Genomic DNA, 16,113 nt, shown 5'->3' with positions numbered 1-16,113 from the left:
CGGTCAGGGTCCCTGCACTCTGCTCGTGCATGGCGGTCATCTGCAGCCTTTGGGGGCGCCTGTCGGCGTGCCTGGAAAGGAAGAGCCGCGCATGCGAAGAAGATTATTCGTCATGCTCACGATCGCCGCTGCCCTGCTGGTGGCGGCGGTCGTACGAATGTCGCCGGTCTCGGCCGTCGCCTCGGACCCGTACGCGTACAAGAACGTCAGGATCGACGGCGGCGGCTTCGTACCCGGCATCATCTTCAACCCGACCGAGAAGAACCTCATTTACGCCCGCACCGACATCGGCGGGGCGTACCGGTGGAACCAGTCGACCAAGTCCTGGACCCCCTTGCTGGACTGGGCCGGATGGGACAAGTGGGGCTACAACGGCGTGATCAGCCTCGCCACCGACCCCGTGCAGACCAACCGCGTGTACGCCGCCGTCGGCATGTACACCAACAGCTGGGACCCCAACAACGGCGCGATCCTGCGTTCGACGGACAAGGGCGACAACTGGCAGGTCACGCCGCTGCCGTTCAAGCTCGGCGGGAACATGCCCGGCCGCGGCATGGGCGAGGCGCTCTCGGTGGACCCGAACAACGACGCCGTCCTCTACCTCGGCACCCCCAACGGCAACGGGCTGTGGCGCAGCACCGACTACGGCGCCACCTGGGCCAAGGTGGCCAGCTTCCCCAACGCGGGCAACTACGCCCAGGACCCGAGCGACTCCACCGGCTACCTGAGCCACAAGCCGGGCGTGGTCTGGGTGACCTACGACCCGCGCTCGTCCACCAAGGGCACCACCACCAAGACCATCTACGTGGGCGTCGCCGACAAGGAGAACAGCGTCTACCGCACGACCGACGCGGGCGCCACCTGGTCGCGCGTGGCCGGCCAGCCGACCGGCTACCTCGCCCACAAGGGCGTGCTGGACACGGCCAACGGCTACCTCTACATCGCGACGAGCGACACGGGCGGCCCGTACGACGGCGCCAAGGGTGACGTGTGGCGCTACAACACGGCGACCGGCGCCTGGACCCAGATCAGCCCCATCCCGTCCTCCAGCTCCGACGACTACTTCGGCTACAGCGGCCTGACCATCGACCGGCAGAAGCCCGGCACGATCATGGTGGCCACGCAGATCTCGTGGTGGCCGGACGTGATCTTCTTCCGCTCCACGGACTCGGGCGCGACCTGGACCCGCGTGTGGGACTTTACCTCGTACCCGAACCGCAGCTTCCGCTACAAGCAGGACATCTCGGAGGACCCGTGGCTGACGTTCGGCACCAACCCGCAGCCTCCTGAGGTCGCGCCGAAGCTCGGCTGGATGACGGAGTCGCTGGAGATCGACCCGTTCGACTCGAACCGGATGATGTACGGCACCGGCGCCACCCTCTACGGCACCGAGGACCTGACCAAGTGGGACTCGGGCGGCCAGTTCACCATCAAGCCCATGGCCAGGGGCCTGGAGGAGACGGCCGTCCTGGACCTGATCAGCCCGCCGAGCGGCGCGTCCCTGGTCAGCGCCCTGGGCGACATCGGCGGCTTCCGTCACACGAACCTGGACGCCGTACCCTCGATGATGTTCACGGCTCCGATCTTCACCACGACCACCAGCCTGGACTACGCGGAGAAGTCGCCGTCGATCATGGTCAGGGCGGGCAGCTTCAAGGACGCCGACCGCCCGAACGACAGCCACGTGGCCTTCTCCACGGACGGCGGCGCCAACTGGTTCCAGGGCACCGAGCCGGGCGGCATCGACGAGGGCGGCACGGTGGCGGCGGCCGCCGACGGCTCCCGCTTCGTCTGGGCGCCGAAGGGCGTCACGCCGGTCTACTCGGTGGGGTACGGCAACTCCTGGCAGCAGGCCTCGGGCCTGCCCACCGGCGCGATCGTGGAGTCGGACCGGGTCAACGCGTCGAAGTTCTACGGCTTCGACGGCGGCCGCCTGTACGTCAGCACGAACGGCGGCGCGTCCTTCACCGCCACCGCCGCCACGGGCCTGCCGACCAGCGGCAAGTTCAAGGCGGTCCCCGGCAAGGAGGGCGATCTGTGGCTGGCCGGTGACGGCGGCCTGTGGCACTCGACCGACAGCGGCGCGTCGTTCACCAAGCTGTCCGGGATCACGAGCTCGGTGAACGTCGGCTTCGGCAAGGCGGCGCCCGGTGGGACGTACATGGCGGTCTTCACGGTGGCCACGATCGGCGGGGTCACGGGCCTGTACCGCTCCGACGACGCCGGGGCGAACTGGGTGCGCATCAACGACGACAAGCACCAGTGGGGCAACATGGGCGAGGCCCTGACGGGCGACCCGCGCGTGTACGGCCGCGTCTACGTCGGCACCAACGGCCGCGGCATCCTGTACGGCGACCGCACGGGCCCGCCGGTGACCGTCACGCCCACGGTCACCCCGACCGTCACCCCCACTGTGACGCCCACCGTGACGCCGACCGTGACGCCGACTGTCACACCCACGGTCACGCCCACGACGGGATCGGGCTGCTCGGCGACGTACAAGGCGACGAACGACTGGTCGGGCGGCTTCCAGGCTGAGGTCACGGTCAAGAACACGGGCACGGCGCAGATCACGGGCTGGAAGGTCACCTGGACCTGGGCCGGCAACCAGAAGATCACCCAACTCTGGAACGGCACCCCCACCCAGTCGGGCACGAACGTCAGCGTGGCGAACGCGAGCTACAACGGCACCCTGGCGGCTAACGCGACGACCTCGTTCGGCTTCACGGCCACCTACACCGGCACCAACACCCCACCCACCACCCTCACCTGCGCCCCGGCGTAAGGAAGGCCTTCCACGAGGGGGGCGCTCCGCGCTGGGTGTTCCAGACAGCGCCCCCTTCGATCTCCCGAACTTCAGCGGTAGCCGGTCAGACCGTCCGCGAGTTCTTCTTCGTCGTCGTCCCGGTGCGCGGACAGGGCCTGCTGCAGGGCGAAGGTTGTGCGAATGACGGCGATGCGGGCAGGCAGCGTGCTGTCCGGCCAGCCGCCCAGCATGAGTACCCGATTCAAGAAATGCGTGCCGTAGCTCGCGTCGACGGCCGCAAGGTCCTCGGCGGGATCACCGATCGCGACCTCATCCCAATCGATCACACCGGTGAGTTCTGGCAGTCCGTCATCGCATTCCCATAGGACGTTCTCGGCGCCGAGATCACCGTGCACCACCGCGTCGGCGATGTGGGGAAGGCTGTCGAGCGCCGCGAGCTCTTGCTCGGCTCGTCGACGTCCCGCATCGGACATGAGCCCGAACAACTCGGCGCGGACATCCGCAGCGAACTGCCGCCACCGGTCTTCTCGCGGTGCCGGCAGGGCCGCTCGCACCGTCTCCTCGGCGCCGATCCTGGCCAGTTCGCCGAGCAGCATGACGTACTGAGCCGCCGCGGCCTCGGCCGCCTGGGGATCTTCCAGTGCGTCAGCCTCCAGCGGGGCTCCGGGAACGCGGCTGAGGACCAGGAACGGCCACTCGTCGGTGCCATGGGCGCTGCCTTCCACCAGCGGCGAAGGTGTGCGGAAGCTGAGATCGAACCCGGCGAGCAGACGCAGGACAGCGGCCCGATGCGGCAGCCGGGCGGCGGCCGCATCGGTGCGAGGCAGGCAGACGACACGGTCCGATCCGATCACTACCTGGTGGAACTGCCCTTGACGGACAGTGAGATCTTCCGCTTTGACGCCCGGCAGCAGCCGACTTAGCAGAGCGCGATTCGTCTGCATGATCTGCATAGGTTCTTCGCGCGACAAAGTGTCTCTCATGCCTCCGAAGCTCTGGCGGTCGCAGCGACGTGCTCGTCGGCGGTCATGCCGAGGTTGGGGTCGTGCCGGTTGAGGTCGTGCTGGTCGTCGGCCCATTGCTGGTAGTCACGCCGAACGGTGAGCTCGTCGGAGTCGACAACGTGGGCGATAGCGGCCCAGGTGACCCCGGCCAGCAACGCGTGGTGAACGTTGGCGGGGTGGCGCACGGTGCGTGCGATGCACTCCGCCAGCGCCAGTAGCTCGATGTGCTCGGCCACGGTAAGTGGAGGACGGTCATCAGCTCCATGCCGGGCGGGGTCATAGATCCCTCGGTCCACCAACTCCATCCGGGCGCGAGCCGATGCGTGCTTGGCGGCCAGTTCGTTGTAGCGCTCCAGCTGCTGACCGACGGGCATGTCGTAGCGAGCGTCGCGCCAGGTGGGGATGTGCTCAGGCATGGTCATCACGGCTTCTCCAGGGCGATGAGGGCATCGGCTTCGATACTGCCTCGGGGCTCGGCGATCTGCTGCCAACGGCGGTCGGAGAAGGCCTTTCACGAGGGGGCGCTTCGCGGGAAAATTCCGGCGGGCCGGTGGGATTCGTGATGGGTGGGCGCCTACCGTATCCCTGAGAGCGGGACCCGCACGGGCACAGAGGTGACGGCAGCGGTTATTCACCCAATGGTGGGAATTTCCAGTACTACGCCGGTCCGGTGTACGTCTCGGCGTCTGGCCAGTGTATTGACGTTTCCGGAACGGTAGTCAACGGGAAGACCACCAAGCTGGACAACGTGCACTGCGGCTGAACGTCTTATGGTCACGCTGGGGATTGTCACCACAGCCAAAAATAGTTGCTATGCGGTAGCATCTACTGTGTGCCGATACCGGAGGATGAGATCGCCGCGATGGCCGGCGCGGTGATGACGTTGGTGAATCGCATCCGGCGTGGTCAGGCCAAGGCGTTCAATCCGGAGCTGGTGGCCGTGCTGGAGACGCTGGCCGGCAGGGGAGAGCTGGCGCCGAGTGAGCTGGCCGAGGCGCTGGCGGCGCCGGCATCGTCGATCAGCCGCCGGATCAAGGCGCTCGACGACCTGGGCTGGATCACGATCGCGCCCGGCACGCGGGACCGCCGCTCCTACCGGGTCGCGCTGTCCGCCGCCGGCCGGGGGGAGCTCGACCGGCTTACCGGGCAGGGCCTGGCCGTGTTCGCCGAGTTGGTCAAGGACTGGGACGTCGAGCAGGTGCGCACCTACACCACATTGACCCGACGGCTGGCCGAGGCCACGCCACCGCCCGACCCACCGCAACCCCGCCGACTTCCGTGGTGGAAGGAGACCCCATGATGTCACGCGGTCGCAGCTGGGCCGCACTCGCCGCGGTTGCCGCGCTCGGCTTGCCGTTCGCGATCTGCGTACCGGCGGCGGATGCGCAACCGGACGGTACGCGGTCGGCGCACGCACGGCCGGATGGGCCGGTAGTCGTCTGGCGTGACGACTTCACGGGGCCGGCGGGCACGCGTCCGGATCCGGGGCGCTGGCAGGTCGATGGCGACGGCCATCATGAGGTCGGCGACCTGGAGGTCTACCGTGACGATCCGGAGAACGTGGCACTGGACGGGCGGGGGCACCTTCGGATCACCGCGACCCGTGACGTGTCAGGACTACTGGTCGGCGCGCCTGCTGAGCGTCGCGCACGACCTGCTGCCGCCACCGCACGGCTCGCTCACGATCGCGGTCCGGGCGCGGGCCGCGCCCGGCGCCGGCGTCGCCACGTCGATGTGGACCTGGGGCAACGACGTGGCGAACTGGCCCGCGAACGGCGAGATCGACGTCGCCGAGCAGCTCGGCCGGGAACCGGATCAGGTGCACACCGCGATCCAGTGCCCCACCTGCCATGAGACGGCACCGCCGTTCGGGCTCGGCAGCGTCTATGCCGCGCCGGACAAGCGGCCCTACGCCGACCGGTTCCATACGTTCGCCGTGCGGTGGACCCGCGATCCGGACACGATCACCTGGTTCGTCGACGGCCGGCGCGCCGACACGCGCACGCCCGCCGACACCGGCGCCGCGGGCTGGGTCTTCGACCAGCCGATGTTCCTGCTGCTGTCCGTGCGGGTCGGCGGCCCCTTCGTCGGAGAGGTGGCCCCCGAAACCCTGCCGGCGACAGCCTTGATCGACGACGTCACCGTGATACGCGCGTAGCCGCATAGCCGCGCGGCCGATCTCCGACCGCGCCGATCCCGCGCCGACGCTGACGCAAGACGCCCGGCTGGTGATGCGGCCCTGCCCCAGCCCAGCTTGGCCACGAGCCGCCTGGCGCATTGACCTCAAGCATGGTTGAGGAAGCAGGATGGCGGCATGACCTCTCCTCAGTACGGAAAAGCGCTGGTCCTCGGTGCCGGTGGGCTTGTCGGAACGGCCTGGCTGGCGGGCCTCGCCGCAGGGCTGCGCCGGGAGGGTATCGACCTCGCTGACGCCGACCTCATCGTGGGCACCTCGGCCGGAGCGATAGCCGCGGCGATGCTCACCACCGGCCGGGACCTGGCCGATGTGGAGGTGCTGCCGTCCGCGCGCGACGGACGTACCAGGTCACCGGACCTGGCCGCGATGGGGCAGGCGTTCGCCATGCTGGGCGACCCGGCTCTGGAACCGGACGACAAACGCCGCCGGGCCGGACAGATCGCGCTCGCTGCCGAGGCCCCTTCCGAGGAGGGACACCTGGCCGGGATCTCCTCTCTGGTCGAGACCGGGACGTGGCCCGATCGCCCCCTGCTGATCACCGCGGTGGATGCCGAGACCGGCGAACCGAAGGTGTGGGACCGCGACGGCGAGGCGACCCTGGTCGAGGCCGTGGCGTCGAGCTCCGCGTTTCCCGGAACGGTCGCTCCGATCACCGTCAACGGCCGCCGCTACATGGACGGCGCTCTGCGCAACGGCGCGAACGCGGACCTCGCCGCCACCGCCGTGACCCGCGTCTTCATCGAGCCGCTGGCCGACCGTACCCCGGCGAGCGAACTGCAGGGCGTGCGCATCGGCCCGGATGCCGAGGCGTTGGCGGCGTTCGGCCCCGACCTCGGCAACCGGGAGGCATGGACACCTGTCTACCGCGCCGGAGTCCGACAGGCCCTGCAGGTCGCCGTGAACCTGCGTCCCGTCTGGGACGCGGCTTCCGTCACCTGACCGGATGCGGTGGCGGCTCGGCGAGAGCCGCCCACGGCTCCTGTCCGTCCGGGAGTTCCGCCAGGATGCGATACCGATCGTGGGTGACGTGCCCAGCTCCGGTTCTCAGCCTGTCTGCGCGCGCTCGGCCCTCAACCGTTCCACGTCGGTGAGCACCCGGTCGCGGATGTGGCAGATCAGTTTGGCCAGATCGGCGCAGTAGACGGAAGGATTGAGAAATCCCGAGCCGGCGCGGTATCGAGTGCTGTACTCGCCGGCCCCGCAGATATCCCGGATCGAGCAGGAACCGCAGATCGGCGACAGGCCGGCCACCCCTCGTTGCCGGGCGACGACGCCCGGAAGGAGTCGCGCGTCGTCGAACGTGTCGCGGAAAACGTTCAAGCCGGTGTAGGGGGCGCCCTCGTAGGCGGACTTCAGAGCGTCGCCGAGCTCGATGGTTCCGTCGCTTTCGACGACGATGAGCTGGAACGGGTTGAGCCCCAGCTCCTCGGTGTAGGCCTGACCGCCGAGGCACAGCGTCATGATGTTCTCGAAGAGCCTGACACCGGTCGGAAGCGGCACCGTGGCATACCAGCGCTCGAAGATCGGTATCAGCCAGTCCGCATACGCGGTGCCCCCGTCCCCGGAGGTCCATCCCGGGGGAGGAGACGACCAGTTGCCGAGCGGCATCAGGAAGTCCACAGCCGGCGCACCGGTGGCGAGCAGCGCCTCGTAGGTGGACAGGGGGTCGTTCTCCAGGTCGATGGTGCACAGCACAAGGTCGAAGAGGTCACGGTAAGCGGGGCGGTTCAGGGCCTCGATGCCGCGCATCACCAGGTCATAGCTGCCGCGGCCGTTGGCGTACCTGCGGTGACGGTCCTGGCCTTCCCTGTCGCCGTCGAGGCTGACCGTGACACCGATGCGGTGTTCACGCAGGACGTTCAGGAGTTTCTCATCAGAAAGGAGCACGCCGTTCGTGGTGGTGACGAGCCGCAGCGGGACCTCGGGCGGCGCGGCGCTCCGGAACGCTCGCGCCGCGTACGCGAATTGATCCGCGCCGGCGAGCAGCGCTTCGCCGCCGTGCATTCGCACCGACGCTCCCTGAATTTCGTCGGCGTGAGCCCGCAGATGCTCTCCGAGCCGGAAGGCGACCTGGTCGATCGTCTCGCGTGACATGGCCACCGGTTTGTTCTTCCAGCTCTGGTCGGCCATCTCGTACATGTAGCAGTAGTCACAGGCCAGGTTGCACCGGCCGTGGAATTTGAGAGCGAATTCCACGAAGGGCAGAGGGCGCCAGTACGGATCCGCAAGCGCCTGATCGGTCACGTCCTGAGTCGGCCATTCGGCAGCTCGCTCTTTCACCTGCACGATCGGTAGCTCGATCACGATGTCCTTCGCCTCTCTGCCCTTCGTGTCCCAGCAGGCCGCTACACGGCCCGGTCAGTCACCTGTTGAAACGGCTGGCAGGACGGAAGATGTCGTCGTCGGCGGTCACCCGGTTCAGCACCGAACCGAGCGCGCTGTTCTGGTCGGTGGTCGCCGCGACCTCGGAGAGGTTCGCCTGAGAGGGCTCGGCAGCCGAAGCGGCACCGGCTGCCCCGACTCCGACCGCGGACGCGGCAGCGAACGCGGCAGCCGTCAAGGCCACCTTCCGTACGAGATTCCCTTCACGTTCCGACATGGGATGCTCCTTTCCGTACGGCTGGACATCGACCTGCCGCCATGGCGATTCCGACGGCCAGTGATGTCCTGTTTCGGTTGGGATTAATCGAAGTTGATCACAACAGCCGGACGGTACCTCACCACTTCCACAGAATCGCCACAAAAGCACCACAAAGCCGACTCTCACGTCTTTGAGCCTGGGTGGGCTGTGGTAAGCATCCCCGACGGCTTCAGGGGCCGCCGGATCTCAGGAGTGAGCGCAGGTCGCGGGGCAGAACGTGGCCTCGGGATAGCGTGATGACGGCTTGTCCAGGAGGGGCTGCCGCTGCGACTTCAGATGCTGGTCGAGGAAGGCCGCCACGTAGGCGCGGGTGAGCTCGGCGGCGCGCGCGGCGGGCAGGATGCCGGGGAGGGGCTTGATGCCGAGCGCGTCCCCCAGCAGCGGGGTGTCGGTGAAGGACTGGTGTTCCGAGCCCGACAGCACGATCCAGCGCTTCCACCCGGTCAGCAGCTTCCAGTCGCGATCCCACGAGTTGTCGCGGCCGCCAGGGACATGCGGCGGCGAACCCAGGAACATGAACGGCCGGGAGAACCCGCTCTTGGGGATCCTGGCGTAGGTGGTGCCGTCCATGTCGACGCCGGCCCGTACACGTGGGTCCTTCACCATGGCCGCCATGGCGCCGGCCCCGCCGATCGACTGGCCGACCATCGCGACCCTGGACAGGTCGATCACGTCGGAGCCTTGCCACTTCGACGGCAGTCGGTCGAGCACGAAGGAGACGTCGGCGGCCCGCACCTGGACCACCCCTGTACCGAAGCCGGGGTCGGTGTCGCTGTCGCAGGCGATGCAGTCCGCGATTCGCCCGTCGGCCAGGGTGGTGGCGTAGTTCTCGTAGGTGTGGTCGATCCCGGCCACGACGTACCCGTGGCTGGCCAGGTCCTCGGCCAGGGAGGTGAGGGTGCTCACCGGCTTGGTGAAGCCGGGGGAGAGCACCACCAGCGGCAGCGTCCTGCCTGCGGGTTCGGCGTCCTTGATGGCGTTGGTTCGCGTCTTGCTCAGCGTGTCGTACGGCGCGGTCGCGATCCCCGAGCCTTTCAGGAGGAGTTCCGATTCCTTGGGTGTCATGTACGGTGCCCGCTGCCCGTCGCGCTGCTCGGTCGGGTACCACAGGGTGACTTTGAGCTCTCTCGCTTTGGCGTCGAGGTTCCAAGGGTCGGGGCGGGAGGTGTCCTTCAGGTACAGGGCGGTGGTGCCGACCGGATGCGCGCCGGTGGGGGCGGGCAGGGTGGCGGGGCCGGCCGGCGCGGGGGACACGGCGGCGGAGCGGGGCGGTGTGGGTGCGGAGCAGGCGGACGCGGCCAGGACGGCCAGCCCCGCGGCGGCTGCCAAGAGGTGTCTCATGCGCAGGTCCCTTCACTGGTGCAGCAAGGTCAGAGCCTTGGCCAGGGCGGGGTCGCGCCCGGCGGCCGCGTCCTTGGGGGTCAGGGGCACGTAGTGGTCGGGTGGCACGCCGATCCGGTCGATGACCTCGCGGTTGGGCCCCAGATGGTGTTTGGTCGGGAAGCTCAGCGTGGTGTTGTTGCCGAGCAGGTACCCCTGCGCCGGGCCGGAGATGACCCCGGCGGTTCTGGTGCCGACCAACTGGCCGATACGCAGGTCCTTGACCGCGGAGCTGAAGTGCTCGCACGCCGAGGCACAGCTGCGGTCGGTGAGCACCACCAGTGGCAGGTGGAGCAGACCGACGGTGTCGTCGGTCCACGAGGTCGCGCACGTGCCGTCCACCTTGCACTGGTAGGCGGTGACCTTGCCGTGGACGAACGCGCTCAGCAGCCGGATCGCCTCCACGGGGCTGCCGCCGCCGTTGCCGCGCAGGTCCAGCACGATGCCGGTGAGGTTGCGGCCGGTGCGCAGCCGGGAGGTCGCCTTGAGAACCCTGTTCGCGGAGTCGGGCGCGAACCCGGCCAGCCGTACGTAGGCGACATCGTCGTCCAGCAGCTTCGACCGCACCACTTGCAGGGCGGCCAGGTCTCGCTGGTAGAGGCCGGGCTTGAGCGTCACTCTCCAGCGGCGTCCGGTGCTCTGCCGCAGGAGGCGCAGCTTGACGGGGCGCGCTTCCGGATACTGGGGGTAGAGGGCGTTGATCGCGGGGGTGGCCTTCCCATCGATGAAGGGCGCCGATTCGTTGATCGATTCGATGATGTCGCCCGGCCGCAGTCCCGCGGCCTGCGCCGCGCCGCCCTGCACGGTGGTGACGAACAGCGGAGAGAAGGCGACGCCGGGGTTGCCGTTCACCTGCGGACCGTTGACGTTCGCCTGGAAACCCAGGCCGTACCCGTCGCCGTCGTAGTAGTCGGGCGGCCGCTCGACGTCGTGCACCCAGCGGGCGTGGTTGTCGCCCAGAGCGGCCACGATGGCCTCGAGGGTGACGACGGCCAGCCTGTCGCGCAGGTCGGGGACCTGCTCGGTGGTCTTCCGGTAGACGGTCTCGAAAGCGGTCCAGTCGGCTTTGCGGTCGCCGGTCAGCGCCGGCATGGCCGCTTCGGGCACGTCGCGCCCGTTGCGGTTGAGCTCCTGGGTCAGGGCGACGAATCCGGCGGTCAGCAGCGTACGGGCGTCCAGGGTGGCGCCGCTGTAGTAGGTGCCGAGGATGCAGAAGTAGGCCTGCTCGATGACGTCGATCGTGGTGGGCGTCTCCGCCCCGGGAGGTCCCTGAGGCGGCGCGCAGACCGTACCGGCTGCCGCGCTCGCCTGGCCGCGCGGCGGCGCCGGCGCCGTGCAGGCCGCCGCCAGGAGCAGGGCGAGCCCGGCGGCGGCGGTCCTGATGACGGTCATGACAGGCGCCTTCGGACCCACCAGAAGCAGAACCAGGTGAGGCCGAGGGTGAGCAGGGCGTAGATGCCGGTCTCGATCCACTGGAAGGGCCAGAAGCGCTCGAGGGGCTGGTAGGTCGCCTGCTGCCGGTAGCCGAGCCGGTTGATCTCAGGAGTGCACGTGCCCGGTCCCGCTTGCTGCGGTGAGCAGGGTCCCGACGTCGTGGAGACCTGGACGGCGGCTTCGCGGCCGAGCGTACGTCCGGACGCGTCGACCACGGTGCTGGACAGGACCCAGGCGCCCGAGTGGCCGGGAACGGCCGACTTCAGGAAAATGCGCGGAGATCCGCCGTCACGTGATATGCCGACCCCGTCCAGGTTCGCCTCGCTGAGCTCGAAGGTCGAGGTGATCGGGGGCATCAGGTGGGGCCGGACCAGCAGCGGCATGGCGAGCTGGATCGCGGCGAAGACGGCCAGCGTGAGGGCCATGGCGGGCAGCGTGCGGCGCACCAGCATGCCCACGGTCACGCCCAGGACGAAGGCGAAGGCCGCATACCCCATCGGGGTGATGCCGCGCGCACCGAACACCAGGGGAGCCATCAGGGCCAAGCCTTCCGGAGCCGACTTGTCCAGGGGCGCGGACCACCAGGTCACCACGAGGCCGCACAGACAGGAGGCGGCCACGGCGACCAGGCCGGTGAGCCCGAGCTTGACCGCCAGCCAGCGGGTGCGGGTGATGCTCTGGTTCCACACCAGCAGGTGCGTGCCCGTCTCCAGCTCGCGGGTGATCAACGGTGCTCCCCAGAAGAGCCCGACGAGAGCGGGCAGCAGCAGCACGACGAGACCGACGGCCATGAAGGGCGCGTCGTACTGGCCGAAGAAGCGGTCGTAGAAACGGACGCAGCTGTCGTCCCGGGTACAGTCGGCGATCCCGGCGGAGTAGCCGGCGGCCAGGCCCGGGCCGGTCAGGGCCAGGGCGGTGACGAGGACGACGAGTACGGCGGCCAGCATCGCGGCCGAGCCGCGGAGCTGGCGCCAGGTCAGCCAGATCATCGCTGCATCTCCAGGGCTGCTCGCCGGTTCTCGACGGTGTGCTTGTCCATGTAGGCGAGGACGAGGTCCTCCAGGTTGAGCTGGGTGACCGTCCAGGCGGGGTCGTGGATCGGGGCGTCGGTACGGATCACGAACGTGCTCTGCCGGTCGGTGTGCCGTGCGGAGATCACGTGCTGGTCGGCGGGGAGCCGGTCGGGATCGCGGCGCGGGCCGGTGAGCCGGTGATGGGTGGCCAGCAGCTGGTCGACCTCTCCTGCCACCTGGACGCGAGAGTCGACGAGCACGATCAAGAAGTCGCAGACCCGTTCCAGGTCGGAGACCAGGTGGGAGGAGAGCACGACGCTGAACTGGTGCTCGACGGTCGCCTCCATCAGCCCCTGCAGGAACTCGCGGCGGGCGAGCGGGTCGAGCGAGGCGACCGGTTCGTCCAGGATCAGCAGCTCGGGACGCTTGGCCAGGCCCAGGGTGAGGGCGAGCTGGGCGCGCTGACCGCCCGACAGCTTGCCCGCCCGCTGGGTGAGGACGAGACCGAGCCGCGCGATCCGGTCCCGCGCCATGGTGGCGTCCCAGCGGGGGTTGAGCCGAGCTCCCAGCCGCAGGTGCTCGGCGACGGTCAGCCCGGCGTAGACGGGGGTGTCCTGGGCGACGAAGCCGACCTTGGCCAGTTGCCCGGGGCCGTCGGCGGGACGGCCGCCGAGCACGGTGATGCCGCCGGCCGTGGGGTGTAACTGGCCGCCGGCCAGCTTCAGCAGCGTGGTCTTGCCGGCCCCGTTGGGGCCCACCAGCCCTACGACGTGCCCTGCCGGGATGTCGATGGTGCACTCGCGCAGCGCCCAGCGTCTGCCGTATTTCTTGCCCAGCCCCTGGGCCTGCAGGACAGAAGTGCTGTGCCGATGGGTGCCCTCGCTTCGCTCGGTCACGCTATGTCCTCCTGTGAGCTGGTCCGAAAGGTGGCCATGAAGAGGGCCTCGATGCTTTCGTCGTCGAGTCCGGCCCGGCGGGCCCTGGCCAGCCAGCGCCGCAGATCTTGACGGAGCGGGCCGTGCGCGGCCAGCGAAGTGTCGGTCAGCGTCTTCGTCACGAACGTCCCGACGCCCGGCCGGGCGGCCGCCAGGCCCTCGTGCTCGAGCTCCCGATAGGCCTTGAGCACCGTGTTGGGGTTGATGGCCAACTGCGCCACCACCTCCTTGACGGTCGGGAGCTGGTCACCCTCACGCAGCAGACCGAGGCGCAGCGCGTGCCGTACCTGCTGAACCAGCTGCAGGTACGGCGAGACACCCGACCTGCCGTCCAGATGGAACTCGATCAACGGGCTCCTCCATTTATCTAGTCTCCTAGTACTTTAGGTTCCTAGATGTTAAAGGATCGTAAGGAACGCTGTCTCAAGCTGTGGGAAGAGGGTCCTGGCCGAGCAGGCGCTGCCCGTTCTCGGCGGAGGTGCGTACGGCGTCGAAGCCATAGGCGACCATCGCGGCCTCGTACTCGGTCAGCGCCTGGACGAGCGGCCTGCCGGCGGCGGCCTCGCCGAGCGCGGCGGCGAGCGCGCTCGCGTCCCGCAGGGCGGTGTTCGCGCCGACCCCGCCCGCCGGGCTCATCGCGTGGATGGCGTCCCCGAGCAGCGTGACGTTGGTGGTCGGCCAGGGCTCGATCGGCACGCTGGTACGGAGGGTCAGCGGGAAGACCGTGGACGTGTCCCAGCGGTCGATGATCGCGCGCACTCCGGGATGCCAGCCATCGATCATGCTCAGAGTCATGGCGCGCAGTTCGGCCCCTGACATCGCGCGCAGCTCGTCGTCGGCCGGCAGGAGCTCGTGGCGGGCGCCGAAGGAGCAGGTCATGTAGTCCTGGGTGTCACGCAGTCCGACCTCGGGGGCGAGCCTGGCGGCGGCCTGCCGTACGGGCTCGGGATACTCCACGGGGGCGACGCCGACGAAGCTCCCGTCCGGGCCGACGATCGGCGTGAACACGGCGAACATGTCGTCCAGGAACAGGTCGCGGGTCTGCGGGGTGAGCGGCACCTTGCCGTACAGCTGCCGCAGGCCCGTGTCCACCACGCGCGCGTGCGGCAGGTACTGCCTGCGCACCGGGGAGTTCACGCCGTCCGCCGCCACGAGCACGTCGCCGGTCGCGGTGGTGCCGTCGGAGAAGTACGCGGTGACGCGGTCGTCGTCGCCGACGCGGTAGTGCGTGAAGTGCTTGCCGAACGCGACCACGTCCTCCAGGCCCGCGAGCAGGATCTGCCGCAGCGTCAAGCGGTTGACCGCCAGGTGCACGCCGTCGTCGGAGGGCTCCAGGACCGCCAGCCGCTCGAGCCGGTGATCGAAGACCGGGGTGCTGGTGCGCGGGACTCCGGCGGTGGCCCGGAACAGCCGGTGCAGATGCGAGGGCAGGTTGCCGGCCAGGGCCTGGTCGCCGTGCCCGTCGATGTGGATCCGGTAGCCCTGCTGCCGGGACGTCAGTGAGGCGTCGCTCTCGTACACGGCGACGTCGAGGTTTCTCCGCCGGAGCCCTTGAGCCAGGCACAGTCCGCCCAGCCCGGCACCGATGACGATCACATGTGGACGCGGCATTTCAGCCGTCCCTTCTCGAGGAGCTTCCCTAGCAATGCAAGGGAGACCCTAACATCGCTAGGGAATCCCTTGCACTGCTAGATTGGGACGGCGCAGAGAACAAGGGGGAGTCCCGCATGGCACGTCAAGATCCCGATATTCCCGACATTCCCGGCTTCTCGGGCGGCATCGAGGAGACGGAACCGCGGCTCGACCGTGCCCAGATCGCTCAGGCGGCGCTCGATCTACTGGACGAACAGGGCTTCGACGCGTTCAGCATGCGTAAGCTCGCCGTCGCGCTCGGCATCAAGTCGCCGTCGCTCTACTGGCACGTACGCGGCAAGGACGAGCTGTTCGACCTGCTCATCGACGTGGTCGTAGGCAAGTGCCCGCTGTCCGGCGACGACGGCCGGCCATGGGAGGAGCGGCTCGTCGGCATCGGCCTCGAACTCCGGCAGGTCCTCCTCGCCCACCCCGCGGCCACCCGCCTCCTGCCGGGCAGGGTCCCCTTCGGCCCCAACGGGCTGCGGCTGGCCGACCACATCATCGGCATCCTGCGCCAGGCGGGGTTCGACAACCGCCTGTCCGGCTACGGCTATCTGCTCCTGCTCTTCTACGTCGTCGGCTTCGCCGGCCAGGAGATCGCCTTCGGCAAGGGCCCCGAGAACCACGCCCGTCTCAGTCAGATCACCGGTTTCCTGCGCGACCTGCCCGCCGATCGCTACCCCCACCTGGCGGCCGTCGCGGACGAGCTGACCGCCCGCCCCGGCCTCACTCACCGCTTCGAACTGGGCCTGGTCGGCATCCTCGGCGAGCTCGACCGCCGGCGCCTTGAATGACCCGGTCATGCGCCAGCCGTCCGCTCCCGGGGAGCGGACGGCCAGGGTGGTTCAACGACGACTGCGACGGTGCCGGGAACGACTGCTGCTGTCACTGTTGATGCTCTTGTGCGGACGCACCGGATCCGGCCCCGGCCCAGCGGGCACCAGCAGGCAGATTCTCGCGGCGGACATGTAACGCGGGAAGATCATGGCCTCGCCCCCTTCGAGAGGTACTGGGCGTATCCCCGCCCCGCATGAAATATCCCCCTATTTGTTCACATTACGCCGAAAACGGACAGTGGCGAAGGTCGCGCCGCCTGTCGCGGGCGGG

Annotated in this window: 15 protein-coding genes; 5 read left to right on the top strand and 10 right to left on the bottom strand. The window is 69.0% G+C overall.

The window, feature by feature from the left end:
- The first annotated feature begins 91 nt into the window (after positions 1-91).
- Positions 92-2,785 (top strand): cellulose binding domain-containing protein, encoded by a 2,694-nt coding sequence (locus AB0J64_RS23345; RefSeq protein ID WP_364030206.1) that lies wholly within the window; start codon positions 92-94, stop codon positions 2,783-2,785.
- A gap of 71 nt (positions 2,786-2,856) precedes the next feature.
- Here the strand turns inward: AB0J64_RS23345 and vph are convergent, their stop codons facing one another.
- Both vph and AB0J64_RS23335 read right to left on the bottom strand, forming a co-directional pair.
- Positions 2,857-3,720, bottom strand: coding sequence for a viomycin phosphotransferase (gene vph, locus AB0J64_RS23340; RefSeq protein WP_364030203.1), 864 nt, complete (start codon positions 3,718-3,720; stop codon positions 2,857-2,859).
- 26 nt (positions 3,721-3,746) lie between these two features.
- Positions 3,747-4,193, bottom strand: coding sequence for a hypothetical protein (locus tag AB0J64_RS23335; protein WP_364030200.1), 447 nt, complete (start codon positions 4,191-4,193; stop codon positions 3,747-3,749).
- A 410-nt stretch (positions 4,194-4,603) separates the two neighbouring features.
- Here AB0J64_RS23335 and AB0J64_RS23330 point away from each other — a divergent pair, with 410 nt between their 5' ends.
- The 3 genes from AB0J64_RS23330 to AB0J64_RS23320 all read left to right on the top strand — a co-directional run bounded on the left by AB0J64_RS23330 (position 4,604) and on the right by AB0J64_RS23320 (position 6,907).
- Entirely contained in the window at positions 4,604-5,071 is a 468-nt protein-coding gene (locus AB0J64_RS23330) for a MarR family transcriptional regulator (protein WP_364030197.1), read from the top strand.
- Positions 5,072-5,374: 303 nt separating this feature from the next.
- The gene (locus AB0J64_RS23325) at positions 5,375-5,929 is read left to right on the top strand and encodes a glycoside hydrolase family 16 protein (RefSeq protein ID WP_364030194.1); all 555 of its coding nucleotides are present in this window, start codon (positions 5,375-5,377) and stop codon (positions 5,927-5,929) included.
- Between the two features lie 156 nt (positions 5,930-6,085).
- Positions 6,086-6,907 (top strand): patatin-like phospholipase family protein, encoded by an 822-nt coding sequence (locus AB0J64_RS23320; protein ID WP_364030191.1) that lies wholly within the window; start codon positions 6,086-6,088, stop codon positions 6,905-6,907.
- 105 nt (positions 6,908-7,012) lie between these two features.
- Here the strand turns inward: AB0J64_RS23320 and AB0J64_RS23315 are convergent, their stop codons facing one another.
- The 8 genes from AB0J64_RS23315 to AB0J64_RS23280 form a co-directional block, all read right to left on the bottom strand.
- Positions 7,013-8,272, bottom strand: a complete 1,260-nt coding sequence (locus AB0J64_RS23315) for an FxsB family cyclophane-forming radical SAM/SPASM peptide maturase (protein WP_364030188.1) — start codon at positions 8,270-8,272, stop codon at positions 7,013-7,015.
- A 58-nt stretch (positions 8,273-8,330) separates the two neighbouring features.
- On the bottom strand, positions 8,331-8,567 hold the full coding sequence (locus tag AB0J64_RS23310) for a hypothetical protein (RefSeq protein WP_364030185.1): 237 nt from the start codon (positions 8,565-8,567) through the stop codon (positions 8,331-8,333).
- A gap of 228 nt (positions 8,568-8,795) precedes the next feature.
- Positions 8,796-9,950, bottom strand: coding sequence for an alpha/beta hydrolase (locus AB0J64_RS23305; protein ID WP_364030182.1), 1,155 nt, complete (start codon positions 9,948-9,950; stop codon positions 8,796-8,798).
- A gap of 12 nt (positions 9,951-9,962) precedes the next feature.
- Positions 9,963-11,381, bottom strand: coding sequence for a S41 family peptidase (locus AB0J64_RS23300; RefSeq protein WP_364030179.1), 1,419 nt, complete (start codon positions 11,379-11,381; stop codon positions 9,963-9,965).
- A complete protein-coding gene (locus tag AB0J64_RS23295; protein WP_364030176.1) occupies positions 11,378-12,412 on the bottom strand; it encodes an ABC transporter permease in 1,035 nt (344 codons plus the stop codon). The genes AB0J64_RS23300 and AB0J64_RS23295 overlap by 4 nt, the downstream gene beginning before the upstream one ends.
- Entirely contained in the window at positions 12,409-13,332 is a 924-nt protein-coding gene (locus tag AB0J64_RS23290; RefSeq protein ID WP_364030173.1) for an ABC transporter ATP-binding protein, read from the bottom strand. The genes AB0J64_RS23295 and AB0J64_RS23290 overlap by 4 nt, the downstream gene beginning before the upstream one ends.
- Complete coding sequence (locus tag AB0J64_RS23285; RefSeq protein WP_364030170.1) at positions 13,329-13,721, bottom strand: GntR family transcriptional regulator; 393 nt, start codon at positions 13,719-13,721, stop codon at positions 13,329-13,331. The genes AB0J64_RS23290 and AB0J64_RS23285 overlap by 4 nt, the downstream gene beginning before the upstream one ends.
- Before the next feature lie 73 nt (positions 13,722-13,794).
- A complete protein-coding gene (locus AB0J64_RS23280; protein ID WP_364030167.1) occupies positions 13,795-14,982 on the bottom strand; it encodes an FAD-dependent monooxygenase in 1,188 nt (395 codons plus the stop codon).
- 116 nt (positions 14,983-15,098) lie between these two features.
- On the opposite strand from AB0J64_RS23280, the gene AB0J64_RS23275 reads away from it, so the two are divergent.
- Positions 15,099-15,800 carry a TetR/AcrR family transcriptional regulator C-terminal domain-containing protein gene (locus tag AB0J64_RS23275; protein WP_364030164.1) on the top strand — a complete coding sequence of 234 codons (702 nt, stop codon included), beginning with the start codon at positions 15,099-15,101 and terminating at the stop codon, positions 15,798-15,800.
- The last annotated feature ends 313 nt before the right edge of the window (positions 15,801-16,113 follow it).

The organism is Nonomuraea sp. NPDC049695 (assembly GCF_040674955.1).
Taxonomy (GTDB): Bacteria; Actinomycetota; Actinomycetes; order Streptosporangiales; family Streptosporangiaceae; genus Nonomuraea; species Nonomuraea helvata.
Note: the sequence above shows the minus strand (reverse complement) of the source record. Positions and strands in the feature narration are given on the sequence as shown.

Excerpts from the sequence above, each read along its gene's own strand:
- AB0J64_RS23345 (WP_364030206.1), top strand. The coding sequence starts at position 92 with ATGCGAAGAAGATTATTCGTCATGCTCACGATCGCCGCTGCCCTGCTG.
- vph (WP_364030203.1), bottom strand. The coding sequence starts at position 3,720 with ATGCAGATCATGCAGACGAATCGCGCTCTGCTAAGTCGGCTGCTGCCG.
- AB0J64_RS23335 (WP_364030200.1), bottom strand. The coding sequence starts at position 4,193 with ATGACCATGCCTGAGCACATCCCCACCTGGCGCGACGCTCGCTACGAC.
- AB0J64_RS23320 (WP_364030191.1), top strand. The coding sequence starts at position 6,086 with ATGACCTCTCCTCAGTACGGAAAAGCGCTGGTCCTCGGTGCCGGTGGG.
- AB0J64_RS23310 (WP_364030185.1), bottom strand. The coding sequence starts at position 8,567 with ATGTCGGAACGTGAAGGGAATCTCGTACGGAAGGTGGCCTTGACGGCT.
- AB0J64_RS23305 (WP_364030182.1), bottom strand. The coding sequence starts at position 9,950 with ATGAGACACCTCTTGGCAGCCGCCGCGGGGCTGGCCGTCCTGGCCGCG.
- AB0J64_RS23300 (WP_364030179.1), bottom strand. The coding sequence starts at position 11,381 with ATGACCGTCATCAGGACCGCCGCCGCCGGGCTCGCCCTGCTCCTGGCG.
- AB0J64_RS23295 (WP_364030176.1), bottom strand. The coding sequence starts at position 12,412 with ATGATCTGGCTGACCTGGCGCCAGCTCCGCGGCTCGGCCGCGATGCTG.
- AB0J64_RS23280 (WP_364030167.1), bottom strand. The coding sequence starts at position 14,982 with ATGCCGCGTCCACATGTGATCGTCATCGGTGCCGGGCTGGGCGGACTG.
- AB0J64_RS23275 (WP_364030164.1), top strand. The coding sequence starts at position 15,099 with ATGGCACGTCAAGATCCCGATATTCCCGACATTCCCGGCTTCTCGGGC.